Origin of the sequence: Rahnella sikkimica, from assembly GCF_002951615.1 — a bacterium.
GTDB classification, from domain to species: Bacteria; Pseudomonadota; Gammaproteobacteria; order Enterobacterales; family Enterobacteriaceae; genus Rahnella; species Rahnella sikkimica.
This window is the reverse complement of sequence record NZ_CP019062.1, coordinates 1,563,629-1,579,103: the sequence shown is the minus strand read 5'-3', so window position 1 is coordinate 1,579,103 and position 15,475 is coordinate 1,563,629. Positions and strand designations below refer to the sequence as shown.

At 52.7% G+C, this 15,475-nt stretch carries 11 protein-coding genes; 8 read left to right on the top strand and 3 right to left on the bottom strand.

Annotated elements, in window-relative coordinates:
- Position 1 precedes the first annotated feature (1 nt).
- Positions 2-1,429 (bottom strand): flagellar filament capping protein FliD, encoded by a 1,428-nt coding sequence (gene fliD / locus BV494_RS07000; protein WP_104922208.1) that lies wholly within the window; start codon positions 1,427-1,429, stop codon positions 2-4.
- 254 nt (positions 1,430-1,683) lie between these two features.
- Between fliD and BV494_RS06995 the strand changes: the two genes are divergently transcribed.
- From BV494_RS06995 to tcyN, 8 genes are all read left to right on the top strand, one after another.
- On the top strand, positions 1,684-2,967 hold the full coding sequence (locus BV494_RS06995; RefSeq protein WP_104922207.1) for a FliC/FljB family flagellin: 1,284 nt from the start codon (positions 1,684-1,686) through the stop codon (positions 2,965-2,967).
- Between the two features lie 292 nt (positions 2,968-3,259).
- The gene (locus BV494_RS06990) at positions 3,260-3,982 is read left to right on the top strand and encodes an RNA polymerase sigma factor FliA (RefSeq protein WP_104922206.1); all 723 of its coding nucleotides are present in this window, start codon (positions 3,260-3,262) and stop codon (positions 3,980-3,982) included.
- Positions 3,983-4,036: 54 nt separating this feature from the next.
- Positions 4,037-4,543: a flagella biosynthesis regulatory protein FliZ gene (gene fliZ, locus BV494_RS06985; RefSeq protein WP_095922218.1), complete on the top strand. Its 507-nt coding sequence runs from the start codon at positions 4,037-4,039 to the stop codon at positions 4,541-4,543.
- A gap of 951 nt (positions 4,544-5,494) precedes the next feature.
- On the top strand, positions 5,495-6,790 hold the full coding sequence (locus BV494_RS06980) for a hypothetical protein (RefSeq protein ID WP_104922205.1): 1,296 nt from the start codon (positions 5,495-5,497) through the stop codon (positions 6,788-6,790).
- A 217-nt stretch (positions 6,791-7,007) separates the two neighbouring features.
- Complete coding sequence (locus BV494_RS06975) at positions 7,008-8,018, top strand: D-cysteine desulfhydrase (RefSeq protein ID WP_104922204.1); 1,011 nt, start codon at positions 7,008-7,010, stop codon at positions 8,016-8,018.
- Between the two features lie 135 nt (positions 8,019-8,153).
- Positions 8,154-8,954, top strand: coding sequence for a cystine ABC transporter substrate-binding protein (gene tcyJ, locus BV494_RS06970; RefSeq protein WP_104922203.1), 801 nt, complete (start codon positions 8,154-8,156; stop codon positions 8,952-8,954).
- A 70-nt stretch (positions 8,955-9,024) separates the two neighbouring features.
- Positions 9,025-9,693: a cystine ABC transporter permease gene (gene tcyL, locus BV494_RS06965; RefSeq protein ID WP_101076710.1), complete on the top strand. Its 669-nt coding sequence runs from the start codon at positions 9,025-9,027 to the stop codon at positions 9,691-9,693.
- On the top strand, positions 9,690-10,442 hold the full coding sequence (tcyN, locus tag BV494_RS06960) for an L-cystine ABC transporter ATP-binding protein TcyN (RefSeq protein ID WP_104922202.1): 753 nt from the start codon (positions 9,690-9,692) through the stop codon (positions 10,440-10,442). Before tcyL ends, tcyN begins: the two co-directional genes overlap by 4 nt.
- 381 nt (positions 10,443-10,823) lie before the next feature.
- Here tcyN and BV494_RS25780 read toward each other — a convergent pair whose 3' ends face one another.
- Both BV494_RS25780 and putA read right to left on the bottom strand, forming a co-directional pair.
- On the bottom strand, positions 10,824-11,006 hold the full coding sequence (locus tag BV494_RS25780; protein WP_192938095.1) for a hypothetical protein: 183 nt from the start codon (positions 11,004-11,006) through the stop codon (positions 10,824-10,826).
- Between the two features lie 227 nt (positions 11,007-11,233).
- Complete coding sequence (gene putA / locus BV494_RS06950) at positions 11,234-15,208, bottom strand: trifunctional transcriptional regulator/proline dehydrogenase/L-glutamate gamma-semialdehyde dehydrogenase (protein WP_104922200.1); 3,975 nt, start codon at positions 15,206-15,208, stop codon at positions 11,234-11,236.
- Positions 15,209-15,475: the final 267 nt, after the last annotated feature.

The following is a 15,475-nucleotide window of genomic DNA, read 5'->3' as shown; positions in this document are numbered from 1 at the left end:
ACTAGCTTGAACTTGATGAAGACATCGCTTCGAACTGCGTCGTCAGATACGTCGCCGTGCTGTTGAGCTTCTGGATAGCCACATCAAGTGCAGTAAACTGCGTTTTATAGCGGGCGATGGTGGTGTTAATGCTGTCGTTGACCGAGTTGTATTGCGTGGTCAGGCTTTTCAGCGTGGTATTCACCGCCGCTTCAGCGTTCGCAATTGTCCCGTTGGTGGTATTGAGGAAACCGGTGTTCAGATTGGCGATGTTGGTCATCACGCCGGTCGTTTTACCATCACCGACCATCATGGTCTGCACTGCGGCGGTATTGCTGGTCAGCGCCGTGTTGAGTTTAGTGCTGTCAATTTCCAGCTTACCGGTGGTCGGGTCGGTCGTGATACCGATGCTGGACAATGAGCTGATTGTGCCGGAACCGGAAGCAGACCCCAGGGCTGTTTTCAGACGCGTCTGGATTGTGCGCAACGCGCTGTCACCGAGCAACGCCCCGTTGGTGCTATCTGAGGTATCCGTGTTGGTCGCGGTGGCCGTAAATTTGGTCAGACTGGTGAAGGTATCCTGTAAGGCGTTATAGGAATCAACAAAGGTCTGAATAGCCGTCGATGCGGTACTGGTGTTTTTCGCCACGGTCAGCGATGCCGCGGTGGTTGTGGTACCGGTCAGGCTTAAGGTAATCCCGTCCTGTGCATCGCTGATGGTATTGCTTTGACGTTCCAGGTCGATGCCATTGAAACTCAGTTGGGCGTTAGCGGCCACGGCGTTTTGCGTCATCGCACCGGTGCTGGTGGAAGAGTCATAACCGATGATGTTGTTCAGGGTGTCATCGCCCGTAACGGCCACCGTCATTTCTGAATTGGTACCGGTATTGTTGGCGCTCAGTACCAGCTTATAGCTGCTGTCGGTGACTTTCACGACGCTGGCGGTAACGCCACCACCGGCTTTATTAATCGCATCACGAACGCCAGTCAGTGACGTTTGCGAGTCGGTCAACTTAATGCTCAGCGGGGTGCTGCCGTCGCCCTGGCTGATGGTGAGGGTGCGGGAGTTACCGCTGGTAGTTGCACCTAATGCGGTCGTGCTGCTGGTTTGCGTGGTGGAGATTAAAGACTGGGCAGAGGCCAGCTGGGTCACGGAAACAGAGTATTTACCGGCGGCGGCACCCGTGGTGGTGGTCGCGCTGAAGGCGGCGGTATTACTCGATGTGGCGGTGGTAGCGCCATAGGTATTGGTGGATGACAACGCAGTGGCCGCGTCGGCAAATGTTTGCAAGGCGCTTTGCATCGTGCCGTAAGCGGTAAGCTTGGCACTATAGCTGCTCTGCGCGTTGCTGATAGGCGTCAGGCGTGCTTTTTCAGCGGTGGTCAGGTTAGTCAGCAAAGTGGTGAGGTCTAAGCCTGAACCAATACCTAATGAAGAGACAGTGGCCATATGTATCCTTTACATGTTGTGTAAGAGTCTTTAAGCCCTATCGGCACGACGGAGAAAAAGTTTAATGGATCGCAACAAAAAGTAATGGCGGGAATAGGCGGTATAAGGAAGGGTAATTCTCAAAGTAAGAAAACCGGGTTTTTTGAGAAATAATTCTAAAGGTTGCTGGAGTATCGCCGATACAAGTTTGGACGGTGATGAACGCCGTGGGCAATAAGCCCGAACCCCTTAACCAGATTTGAAGGAATGCACTCATGGGCCAAGTAATCAATACCAACACGCTGTCTCTGATGACTCAGAACAACATGAACAAATCCCAGTCAGCACTGAGCACCGCTATCGAGCGTCTGTCTTCAGGTCTGCGTATTAACAGCGCTAAAGATGATGCTGCGGGCCAGGCAATTGCCAACCGTTTCACCTCTAACATCAACGGCCTGACTCAGGCTTCACGTAATGCCAACGACGGTATCTCCGTTGCGCAGACCACTGAAGGCTCACTGAGCGAAATAAACAACAACTTACAACGTATCCGTGAACTGTCTGTTCAGGCTGCTAACGGCACCAACTCCTCTTCTGACCTGTCTTCAATCCAGGATGAAATTACATCCCGTCTGAATGAAATCGACCGCGTATCGGGTCAGACTCAGTTCAACGGCGTGAACGTTCTGGCTTCTAACCAGACCATGAAAATTCAGGTTGGCGCTAACGATGGCCAGACTATCTCCATCGACCTGCAGAAAATCGACTCTACCACACTGGGTCTGAACGGTTTCTCTGTTGCAAGCAACGCGCTGAAAACCAGCGATGCCATCACTCAGGTTGGCGCAAGCGGCTCCCTGAAAAACGTTGACCTGTCTTCAGCTGCCACTTCTCTGGGCCTGGACGCAAGCAAACTGTCTCTGAAAAACGTTCAGACTGCTGCTGGCGCTGCCACTGCAACTTACGTTGTTTCTGATGGTACTAACAACTACGCGGCGTCTGTAGATGATACTACCGGTAAAGTTGTTCTGAACACCACCGACGTTTCTTACACTGACACCACCAACGGTGTGACTGCCGGTACTCAGGCAGGTCAGCTGGTTAAAGTGGGCGCAGATGCTACTGGCGCAGCAGTGGGTTACGTTACCGTTCAGGGTAAAGACTACAAAACTGCAGCAGGCGCAATCGTAGACGGCGGTGCAACCCCTACCGCAGCTGTTGCCAGCGCAATCGGCGACATTTCTGATACGGCTAACGTTAACGGTTACACCGGTGTTGCAACTTCAGATCCACTGAAAGCAATCGACGCTGCAATCGCTAAAGTTGACACCTTCCGTTCTTCACTGGGTGCGGTTCAGAACCGTTTCGATTCTGCAATCACTAACCTGGACAACACCACCACTAACCTGTCTTCTGCACAGAGCCGTATTCAGGATGCTGACTACGCAACTGAAGTTTCTGCAATGTCTAAAGCGCAGATCCTGCAACAAGCAGGTACTTCAGTATTGTCTAAAGCTAACCAGGTTCCTCAGTCCGTACTGACCCTGCTGCAAGGCTAATTTTCGGGTTAACCCGGAAAACTCAGTTAAACCCCGCTTCGGCGGGGTTTTTTTTAACCAAAATTTACCTTTTTCCACAATTAATGAAACGCATTCGCTGGTATAATTTAGGATAATCTTTAGGTTATGTTTGTTTTTTGAGCGATTTTAGTTCTGGTAACTTTCCGCCTGCTGGAACAGAATGTGCGAGACATAATCAAAATAACCGCGCTTTTCAGTCCTTATTCAGCCGATTGAATAGCGGTTACCGCTGGCACAATGATACTGACCCTCAATTTGCCAGGTTACGACAGTGAGCGATCTGTATACCGCCGACGGCGTGATAGACAAAAATTCTTTGTGGCAGCGCTATGTTCCGCTTGTGCGCCATGAAGCCCTGCGTTTGCAGGTGCGGCTTCCCGCCAGCGTAGAGCTTGATGATCTACTGCAAGCGGGAGGGATCGGCCTGTTAAATGCGGTTGAGCGTTTTGATGCGATGCAGGGGACGGCATTTACCACTTATGCTGTCCAGCGTATCCGGGGCGCGATGCTTGATGAGTTGCGAAGCCGCGACTGGGTACCGCGCAGCGTCAGACGTAATGCGCGTGAAGTGTCTCAGGCGATGCATAACGCAGAACAAAAATTAGGGCGACCGCCGAGTGAAGGAGAGGTGGCGCAGGCACTGGATATTCCTATCGAGGAATACCGGCAGATATTAATGGATACGAACAGTAGCCAGTTGTTTTCTTATGACGAATGGCGCGAAGAGCACGGCGATTCTGCCGAGGCATTGATGGAAGGGCACGAAGAGGCCAACCCGTTACATCATCTGCTGGAGGGCAGTTTGCGCCACCGGGTGATGGAAGCTATCGATGCGTTACCAGAACGGGAAAAGATGGTACTTACGCTTTACTACCAGGAAGAGTTGAATTTAAAAGAGATCGGGGCGGTGCTGGATGTCGGGGAATCCCGTGTAAGCCAGCTCCACAGTCAGGCGATTAAGCGTTTGCGAAGCCGCCTGGCCAACGACCACTGATCCGCTTTTTCCTGGCCGGTTATACATTTTATGTCCCTTATCAGGAATAAATTTATGCCAGCGGGAATCAAAACAAGGCCTTTAAGCCGTTATCTTAAAGATTTTAAACACAGTCAGACTCATTGCTCACAGTGTGCAAAAGAACTCGACAGGATGGCACTGGTGTTTCGCGGGCAAATCATCAATAAAGAGGCCATCGCCAAGATGGACCAGCCTATTGATGATGACGTGTGGCACAACCTGTCGCAGGAACTGACCGCACTGTGTCGTTTTTGCAGTGAGATAAGCTGTAACAGCCATTCGTCATATTTTGACATCATGGCGTTTAAGCAATATCTGTTCGAGCAGACAGAGATGAACCACAGCACGGTGCGCGAGTACGTTGTCCGCCTCCGCCGTCTGGACGAAATCTTGTCAGCAAACAACTATCCTCTCGATAAACTTTCAGGGGACAGCATCCACCAGCGGATCATCAGTGATTTGCCGGTGGCGGGCCACGACAACTACCGTATTGCCCTGCGCAAATACGACCAGTATCTGGCCTGGCAGAAATCCGCGTAAGCGGCGCTCTGACAGACTGACACACAAAAAAAGTACAGCCTCCTTCGGGGGTAAAGCCCGTCAGTTTAACCACTGACGGGCTTTTTTTTCCTCAGCGTTAATCACTTCTGTAATAACGTCTGCTTAATTTCCCGCCAACTCCGTTGATGGCCATTTTGACTAAAAAGGTGTTGTCATCTATTCCCTGCGGATAAACTAAAATGCCATGTCGGTATTTAAGCCAGTCATGGACTACATGTTCATTGCTGTAGCTGACATAAACACGTGCGGGATACAAAGAATATATGAAGTTTAATTTCGTGGAGTAAAATAATTAAAAAATAAATTCAATGAGAGTGCGCAATTAAAAGTTTTTTTTGAACAAAAATTGAACTGTCAGGCTTGGGTTTACCTATTAACATCGAGGCGTGTTTACTTTTAATAAAAGTGGTCATGGTATCACCAGAAATTATCCTGGCGATTCCCATAGGCATTAATTAATAAAATTCATCCCTATGCAAACCCCATTCAATGCATGGGAATATACACATCAATAAATAAAATATCAGAGGGAGTTAATATGGAAAAATCACACCACTCCTAATTTTTCTTGTTTTAGGATCAATTTCTCAAGGTATTTATGCACGAGATATGACCCCTGAAAGGGAGGCGCTCCAGGCACAGCATAGTGTTCGTTCAACACAGTATACAGGGCAGGAGAAGGCTGATTGCCTTACTCAAAAATATGCGAACACAGTAAAGGGCTGTGACGATGAACATCTAACGGCAACAAGCAACGCCGGTGCGTCATTTACGTACAGTGATAGCGAACAGAGGGTTTTACGAGGTAAAAACTAAAAACAACGTCCTTATCTGGAAGTGAAAATATTAAAAAACTCAATTAAAAGTGGCTTCTCTATAACTTATTTAAATGCGTGGGTTATTGACGCATAAAATCACGGAGTGATTACCATGAAATTTATCTATGCTTTATTTTTATTAATGTTGTCATTGCCATCGCTAGCGAATAATAGCGGGGTAACTTTTACGGTATCAGATGTAAAACAAGGCAGTACAAGCGGTACGATTAGTTTCCAGATGGACTCATGTGAAGGCTGTATGATGAATGGATGGCAATACGCATTCTTAATTGATCATACTCCGATAACCGGAGGTTCACCCGGCAACCCTGCGATGACATTTACCAACGATTCACTTGCCAGTTGCAATACTGTTATAACGTCATTTTCTAAAACAAACCAGTACTTACAACCAGTAATAGAAGTCGGGAACGAAGTTAAGTGCAGCGCTAATCCCTATACTACCCATATACAGGTGAATGACCTGAAAATGACTAACGGCCAGTGGGAGGGAGGAGATTTAAAATGTAATGTAACACTCACAGGAAACCCAGGTTTCGATTGTGGCACTATTTATGTTCCTGCTTTGGCACCCACGCCAACACCGGACGTTATTACACAGTTAAATACAGCTTATAATGCAGAGCCAACCAACTGCGGTGATGATACCCAACCCGCTTTACTCTGTTCGGGTGTTCTTATTCGAGGGACAGAGCCTTCAGATAGTTATCATTCATGGGATCCGAGTCCGGCCTCGGTGACAAGTGGAGGGACATCATTCTCGTATTTAAGAAAAGATTCTAAGTACGATAAACTTGCCTATGGTTATACCAATGGACTGATTTTCTTCCCTCAGCAACAGGCCCCGGCCGGAAAATTAGCGATCCCCACACTCTGCGCTTTCCCTATTGATGCGGCAACGGATAACCGTGCAGATAAGGGGTGTGGCGAATATACCGGACATCCTGAAAGTGGCACCTGCCAGTCACAGGGTATTCTTACCGCCGAACAATGGCACCAACATTACGTGCAATACAACAGTCAGCACGCCTCCGAATGCGGGTTTGACCTGAGAACGTCCGCGACGGGAAGTACCATCTCCAGCGCATTTAATGAAACTATTGGCAGTATGGCAACTATTGCCACGGAGTCATTTGGTACTCAAAACGAACTTCGGTTACAAACCTGGGCAACAGGTATACCGACGGAACTTCCTATTCAGGCATTCTTCTATTTAAAAGGTTCATCAGGATTGGCCGGTGCCCAACATGATCAGCAAGATTTTTATAACACGACAAGCGGTCTTGTTGTTCCTGTTGTCGGGATAAGCTTGCCTGAAACGACCAGTGATAATGTTGTATTCAGTTATTCAGCAAGTGATCAGGTGGTTTCTTCAACACATAAATAAGAAAAGCCCCCGGAAGTCCCCAAAAGTACTGCAAAAAATGCCAGTCAGTTGCTTAACTGACTGGCATTACGTCTTCGGGGGCCTGTTTTTTTGTCTTGAATCTGTCCGCATAAAGTATTAATTCTTTATATACTTATTACATAACCATTCTCTGAAATTACATCTACTTCGACTATCACGACTTCGCCAGCCTTGAGGCTGTGCGTCAGGGGAACATGTGCCTGCTAAAATTGCTTTGCTTAAAACCCGGCTGGAAGCCTTCGACCGTATTGATTTACTGGGCACCTGCACGCCCTTAGAAAAACTCCACCGCCTCTCAGAGTTCACGGGCCGTGACATTTATATCAAGCGTGATGACATTACGCCGCTGGCGATGGGCGGCAACAAGCTCAGAAAACTGGAATATCTGGCCGCTGCCGCGCTGGCGCAGGGTGCCGATACGCTGGTCACCGCCGGGGCGATCCAGTCCAACCACGTCCGCCAGACGGCGGCAGTGGCGGCGAAACTGGGCCTTAAATGCGTCGCGCTGCTGGAAAACCCGATTGGCACCACCGAACCCAATTATCTGACCAACGGCAACCGCCTGTTGCTGGATTTATTCAATGCCGACGTGGTGATGTGCGACGAACTGCATGACCCGATGGCGCAGCTGGCAGAATTAGCCGAACGTCTGGAAGGGCAAGGTTTCCGCCCGTATGTTGTGCCGGTCGGCGGTTCAAACGCACTGGGTGCACTGGGTTACGTACAGTGCGCGCTGGAAATTGCTGAGCAGTCTTCCGCGAATTTCGTCGACTTCAGCGCCATTGTGGTGGCGTCGGGCAGTGCGGGCACGCACGCCGGGCTGGCGGTCGCATTGCAGCATTTAATGCCAGATACTCAACTGATTGGCGTGACAGTGTCACGAAAGGCCGATGCGCAGCGTCCAAAAGTGGAAGCCATTGCCCGTGATGTCGCCGTCAGTTTGCAGTTGGATGAAAAAAACCCGCAGATTATTTTGTGGGACGAGTATTTTGCGCCGCGCTACGGTGAGCCGAATGAAGCCGGAATGGCGGCGGTGAAACTGCTGGCGGAGCAGGAAGCGATGCTGCTGGATCCGGTGTATACCGGCAAGGCGATGGCCGGTTTGCTCGACGGTATTGAGCGCGGCTTATTCCCTGACGAAGGCCCGATCCTGTTCATTCATACCGGCGGTGCACCGGCACTGTTTGCTTATCATCCGCAAGTGTGATGCCTTACAGTACGCTTATGCTTTTTTGAGCTAAGATTATGAAATTATGTTCCTGATAACTCCCGCGCCGGATGTTACTGTGCGCCAATTCGCAGGATATATAACTTTCTGACATTGATAATAACTGAGGTGTATATGGTTTTTTCCACATTGCGTCGTCGCTTACTTTTGGGTGCTGTGGCCGTGAGCCTGACCGCCGGTATGGTCAGCAACAGCTTTGCTGATGAAGGTTTACTGAAAAAAGTGCAAGACCGCGGCACGCTGATCGTCGGTCTGGAAGGGACTTACCCTCCGTTCAGTTTCCAGGGTGAAGACGGCAAACTGACCGGTTTCGAAGTGGAATTCGCTGATGCGCTGGCGCAGCACATGGGCGTGAAAGCGAAGCTGCAACCGACCAAATGGGACGGCATGCTGGCTTCTCTGGAATCCAAACGTATTGATGTGGTCATCAACCAGGTGACCATTTCCCCGGAACGTGAGAAGAAATACGATTTCTCCACGCCGTATACCGTTTCCGGTATTCAGGCGCTGGTGAAGAAGGGCGCTGAAGGGTCGATCACTAAGCCGGAAGATCTGAAAGGCAAAAAAGTCGGCGTGGGTCTGGGGACCAACTACGAACAGTGGTTGCGTGCCAATGTGCCTGGTGTGGATGTCCGTACTTATGATGATGACCCGACGAAATATCAGGATCTGCGCGTAGGCCGTATCAATGCGATTCTGGTTGACCGCCTGGCCGCATTGGATCTGGTGAAGAAAACCAAAGATACTTTAGCGGTTGCTGGTGCGCCATTCTCCCGTCAGGAATCCGGCGTAGCCATTCGCAAAGACAACCCAGAATTGCTGGCAGCTATCAACAAAGCGATTGCCGAAATGCAGAAAGATGGCTCACTCGCGAAGATTTCCGAGAAGTGGTTCGGGGCTGACGTCACCAAATAATGCTCGTTATGCCGGGGGCTGATGTCGCTCCCGGTGTTTTCAGAGCAAACATCCAAAAGGTCTTTATCGGATGCAAGAAAGTATTCAACTGGTGCTGGATTCAGCACCATTTTTATTGAAAGGTACCCTGTTCACCCTCCAGCTGAGTCTGGGCGGTATGGTGTTCGGGTTAATATTGGGCTTTATGCTGGCGCTGATGCGCCTTTCGCATTTCTGGCCGCTGTCGTGGCTGTCACGTTTTTACGTGTCCGTATTTCGCGGTACCCCACTGATTGCGCAACTGTTTATGATTTACTACGGTTTGCCACAGTTTGGTATCGAGCTGGATCCTATTCCGGCGGCTATGATTGGCCTCTCACTCAATACCGCGGCTTATACTTCTGAAACCCTGCGAGCGGCGATTTCGTCGATTGAAAAAGGGCAGTGGGAAGCGGCGGCAAGTATCGGCATGAACCCCTGGCAGACGATGCGCCGCGTGATTTTACCGCAGGCGGCACGCACGGCGTTGCCACCGCTGGGCAACAGCTTTATCGGGTTAGTGAAAGACACCTCGCTGGCGGCGACCATTCAGGTGCCGGAACTGTTCCGTCAGGCGCAACTGGTCACTTCGCGCACGCTGGAAGTGTTCACCATGTATCTGGCCGCATCGATTATTTACTGGGTGCTGGCGACCGTTTTATCCTTCCTGCAAAACCGTCTGGAAGACCGTGTTAACCGCCAGGATCAGGAGCCTTCATGAGCACCATTGACGTTAAGCAACTGACGAAGAAATTCCACGGACAAACGGTTTTGCACGGTATTGATTTACAGGTCAATGCCGGAGAAGTCGTGGCGATTATCGGGCCGAGCGGTTCAGGTAAAACGACGCTTCTGCGCAGCATTAATCTGCTGGAAGAGCCGGACGGCGGCACCATTAAAGTCGGCAATATAGAAATCGACGGCAACAAGCCGATCAGCAAACAGAAAAACAAAGTCCGCGAACTGCGCCAGCAGGTGGGTTTTGTCTTCCAGAATTTCAACCTGTTCCCGCACCGTTCCGTGCTGGAAAACATCATTGAAGGCCCGGTGATTGTGAAGGGCGAGCCGAAGGCAAAAGCCATTGCCACGGCGCGTCAGTTACTGGAGAAAGTCGGATTAAGTGGTAAGGAAAACGCCTATCCGCGCCGTCTTTCCGGCGGTCAGCAGCAACGTGTGGCCATTGCCCGCGCGCTGGCGATGAGCCCGGAAGTGATCCTGTTCGACGAACCGACCTCCGCCCTCGACCCGGAACTGGTGGGCGAAGTGCTCAACACCATCCGCGCACTGGCGCTTGAGCACCGCACCATGGTTATCGTGACCCACGAGATGAGCTTTGCGCGTGATGTTGCGGACAGAGCGATCTTTATGGATCAGGGGAAGATTGTGGAGCAGGGACCGGCGAAGGAGTTGTTTTCGAATCCGCAGCAGGCGAGGACAAAACAGTTTCTGGAGAAGTTTCTGGCGCACTAGATCAACTCCGTGGGCATTTGCCCATAACGGTTTGGGGTTTTCACTTGCAGCGAGGCGCTTTGGAAAAACCGTGAAAATTTCGGTTTTTCAATAACAGTTATCACTCAGCGGCTCGTGCCGAAACCGACCAGAGAGGGCCAGGACGGCCCCTCTCTGGACTCTCCGCGTCTTTTTAAAACCCGCGCTATCGCTGGCTGGCTATGTTTCAGCAACCGCAGTTATTGCCGCGAAAACTTGCCGCTGCGCGGTTCCCTTACTCGGTTTCGAGCCATAGGTCTCGAAACACTTCGCTCGGCAAGCTTTCTGAAAGCGGCTGGAGGGTTTTTAAATTCAAAATCCAGCCTGCATGTATCTTTCGAATTACATAGCCATTGGCCGCTTTCAAAACGACGTTGAGTGAGGAGTGAGAAACAGCGAGAGTCTTTTTTCGAGCAGGTTCGAACCCGAAGCGAAAGTACCGCGCAGCGGCGGTGTTTGCGGCACTAGCCGGAGTTGCTGAAACATGGTCAGCGAGCGGTAGCGCGTGTTGAAAAAGACGTAGAGATTCCAAAGAGGGCTCGTCATAGCCCTCTTTGGTCGGTTTCGGCACGAGCCGCTGAGCGATCACTGCAATTGAAAAACCGAAACTTTCTCGGTCCGCCGACAGCGTTTCACTGCAATTGAAAAACCGAAACTTTCTCGGTCCGCCGACAGCGTTTCACTGCAATTGAAAAACCGAAACTTTCTCGGTCCGCCGATAGCGTTTCACTGCAAGTAAAAAGCCGCCCAATTGCAGCGGCCTCTGCAATCTATCACCCGATCGTCATCAGACTCGCATTTCCCCCCGCCGCCGCGGTATTCACACTCAGCGAACGTTCATGCAGCAAACGTTCCAGCAGAATATTGTCTTCTCCGCGCGCAAACCCCTGCACCGAGATAATCGCGCCCGGACGTTTGGCGATCAGCTGGCACAGTTCGCGCAACTGATCGGCGTCGCCGTGGTAAATCACCGCGTCGAATACCGGCGCATCGTTCTGCCAGTCTTTGGCGAAATCGACACGTTCCTGCACCGCTTTCGGCAACTGGCTGAACAACTCACGCTGTAACGGCGCTTCCGGCCAGAGAATGCGGCAACCGGTCGCGGTGACGGCGGCGAGCTGGGTCAGGGCATCGTCCTGATTATCTGACAACGCCAGAACACGCTCACGCGGCAGCAATGCGTAAGTGTTACGTTCACCGGTTGGCCCCGGCAGGGTGCGTAATGTGCCGCCCTGGCTGGTCTGCGCGAAACGTTCGCAAACGGCAATCAGCCCTTCACGGTGTTTCTGCTCCGTCGCCCAGTGTTGCAGGGCGCGGTGCGGTGCCAGCAACGCTTCGCGTACAGAAGTATCGAGCGGCAGTTCGCGATCCTGACGCAATAACGTTTGCTGCACGGCGTCCTGCGGGCGGCTGCTCAGCAGACGGTACAGGTACAGCGGGCCACCGGCTTTCGGGCCGGTTCCGGATAACCCTTCGCCGCCGAACGGTTGAACGCCAACGACAGCGCCGACCATGTTGCGGTTCACGTACATGTTGCCGACGTGCGCCTGCTGCGTTACGCGGTGGATGGTTTCGTCAATGCGGGTATGAATACCCAGCGTCAGGCCGTAACCTGCGGCATTAATCTGACCGATCAGCTTATCCAGATCCTGACGGGCATAACGCACCACGTGCAGTACCGGGCCGAAGATTTCTTTCTTCATTTCATCGAAGCTTTCCAGCTCGATCAGCGTCGGTTTGATGAAGGTTCCGCGCGTCCATTCCTGCTGGTCGGCGGCAAATTCCTGTGTGGCCTGATACACCGTGCGGCCTTTGGCGCGCATGGCGTCGATGTGTTTCTCGATACCGGCTTTAGCCTCTGCGTCGATCACCGGCCCGATATCAGTACACAACCGCTCCGGATTACCCATACGACATTCGGCCATCGCACCGCGCAGCATTTGCAGCGTGTGGTCGGCGACGTCGTCCTGAATACACAGCACGCGCAGGGCGGAACAACGCTGACCGGCGCTGTCGAAAGCAGACGCCACGACATCCGTTACCACCTGTTCGGTGAGTGCAGAGGAATCGACAATCATCGCATTCAGGCCGCCGGTTTCGGCGATAAGCGGCGTCGGACGCCCCTGCGGATCCAGACGACCGGCGATGTTGCGTTGCAGAATACCCGCCACGTCGGTGGAGCCGGTAAACAGTACGCCGCGAACACGTTCGTCGTTCACCAGCTGCGAGCCCACGGTTTCACCCTGGCCCGGCAACAGTTGCAGCACGCCCGCCGGAACACCGGCTTCATGCAAAATACCCACGGCCAGCGCGGCAATCAGCGGCGTCTGTTCAGCCGGTTTTGCCAGCACGCTGTTGCCTGCGGCGAGCGCAGCGGCGATCTGGCCTGTGAAAATCGCCAGCGGGAAGTTCCACGGGCTGATACAGACGACCGGCCCGAGCGGACGGTGCGTGTCGTTGGCAAAATCTTCTCGGATCTGCCCCGCGTAGTAGTGCAGGAAATCCACCGCTTCACGCACTTCGGCGATGGCGTTATTAAAGGTCTTTCCGGCTTCACGCACCAGCACGCCAAGCAAGCTTTGCAACTGCGCTTCCATCAATTCTGCGGCGCGTTGCAAGATTGCGGCGCGCTCTTCGGGAGGCGTCGCAAACCAGATGGCACCGGCGGCGGTGGACGCATCCAGCGCTCGGCTGATTTCGGCCTGCGTAGCTTCACGCACGTAACCGACAATATCGCCGTTTTCAGCCGGGTTAATGACCGGCAGGAATTCGCCCTCATCGGTTTGTGCATCGATCATCGGCTGGGCTTTCACCGGATGGCTGGCGCTTTGCAGCAGGGCGCTGGAAAGTGACGCCAGACGGTGTTCGCTGGACATATCCAGCCCGGCAGAGTTCACGCGTTTGTCGCCGTACAAATTGCGCGGCAGCGCGATACGCGGATGCGGTAAGCCGACCTGACCTTCGCTGGCCGCCAGCGCTTCGACGGCCTGAACCGGATCGGCCACCAGCTCATCAATCGGCAAGGTGGCGTCAGCGATACGGTTAACGAAGGAGGTGTTCGCGCCGTTTTCCAGCAGACGACGCACCAGATACGCCAGCAGCGTTTCATGCGTGCCGACCGGAGCATAAATGCGGCAAGGGCGGTTCAGTTTGCCCTCGCTGATTTTGCCGACAACCTGTTCGTACAGCGGTTCGCCCATGCCGTGCAGGCACTGGAATTCGTACTGACCGGGATAGTAGTTGTTACCGGCGAGCTGATAAATCGCCGCCACGGTGTGCGCGTTGTGCGTCGCAAATTGCGGATAAATCAGGTTGGGCACCGCCAGCAGTTTGCGGGCGCAGGCCAGATAGGAAACGTCGGTGTAAACCTTGCGGGTGTAAACCGGATAATCTTCCAGGCCGTCCACCTGGGCGCGTTTGATTTCGCTGTCCCAGTACGCGCCTTTCACCAGGCGGATCATCAGGCGGCGACGGCTGCGCTGCGCCAGATTGGTCAGGTAATCAATGACCATCGGGCAACGTTTCTGATACGCCTGAATGACGAAGCCGATGCCGTTCCAGCCCGCCAGTTCCGGCGCAAAGCAGAGTTTTTCCAGCAGATCGAGGGAGATTTCCAGGCGGTCGGCTTCTTCGGCATCAATGTTGATGCCGATGTCATAACTGCGCGCCAGCAGCGTCAGGGAAAGCAGGCGCGGATAAAGTTCGTCCATCACACGTTCGTACTGCGCACGGCTGTAGCGCGGATGCAGGGCGGAAAGTTTGATGGAAATCCCCGGCCCTTCATAAATGCCGCGACCGTTTGAGGCTTTACCAATCGCGTTAATCGCCTGCTGATAAGACTGCAAATACGCCTGCGCGTCTTTTTCGGTCAGCGCCGCTTCACCCAGCATGTCGTAGGAGTAACGGAAACCTTTTTCTTCATGTTTACGCGCGTTAGCCAGCGCTTCCGCGATGGTTTCGCCGGTCACGAACTGTTCGCCCATCAGGCGCATCGCCATGTCCACGCCTTTGCGGATCAGCGGTTCGCCGCTTTTGCCGATAATCCGGTTCAGGGATTTCGACAGGCTGGCTTCATTGTGTGTCGCCACCAGTTTGCCGGTGAACAGCAAACCCCAGGTCGCGGCGTTGACGAACAGCGAAGGGCTGCGGCCCAGATGTGAATGCCAGTTGCCGTTGCTGATTTTGTCGCGGATTAACGCATCGCGCGTGGGCTTATCGGGAATGCGCAGTAACGCTTCGGCCAGACACATCAGCGCCACGCCTTCCTGCGAGGAGAGGGAGAATTCCTGCAACAGGCTTTGCACCATACCGGCGCGGCCGTTTGCACTTTTTTGGTTGCGCAATTTGGTGGCGATGTCGGCGGCCAGTTTCAGCGCAGCGTCGTTGAGCGGGGCAGGCAGACGTGCCTGTTCGAGCAGCATGGAAACCGCTTCCGGCTCCGGGCGGCGATAGGCGGCGGTAATGGCTGAGCGGCTGACCGACTGCGGCAAAATCTGCTCGGCGAAATCAAGGAACGGCTGATGCATTTCCTGCACCGGCTGACCGGCAGGATCTTCCGCATCGCCAGCCGCTGCGCCGTTCAGCGCCGGGATTTCCGGCAGCGAGTCGCCATTTTCCAGACGTTCCAGATAGGAAAAAATCGCCTGTTTGATCAGCCAGTGCGGCGTGCGGTCAATCTGCTGTGCCGCCACTTTCAGCCTGTCGCGTGTGCCTTCGTCCAGCTTCACGCCCATCGTCGTCATACCCATGCGTAACCACTCCCTATGAAAAGGTTCAGGTGAATTCATTATCTTTATGCCAAGCAATATCTTCTATGTTGCAACCTTGTGCAACCCTGTTAATGCACGAAGTATGCCTGATGTGATTTATTTGGCATTTTTAACAGGGAATCAACACGGTGAAAGCCGGTTCCCTGCGGTAACTGCCTTAATAACCTCAATGTTTAAGGTGCAACTTTTAAAAATGTAACGTGCAACCCGCTCTCATCATAAGTGTGATGTGTCGTAAATTTTACG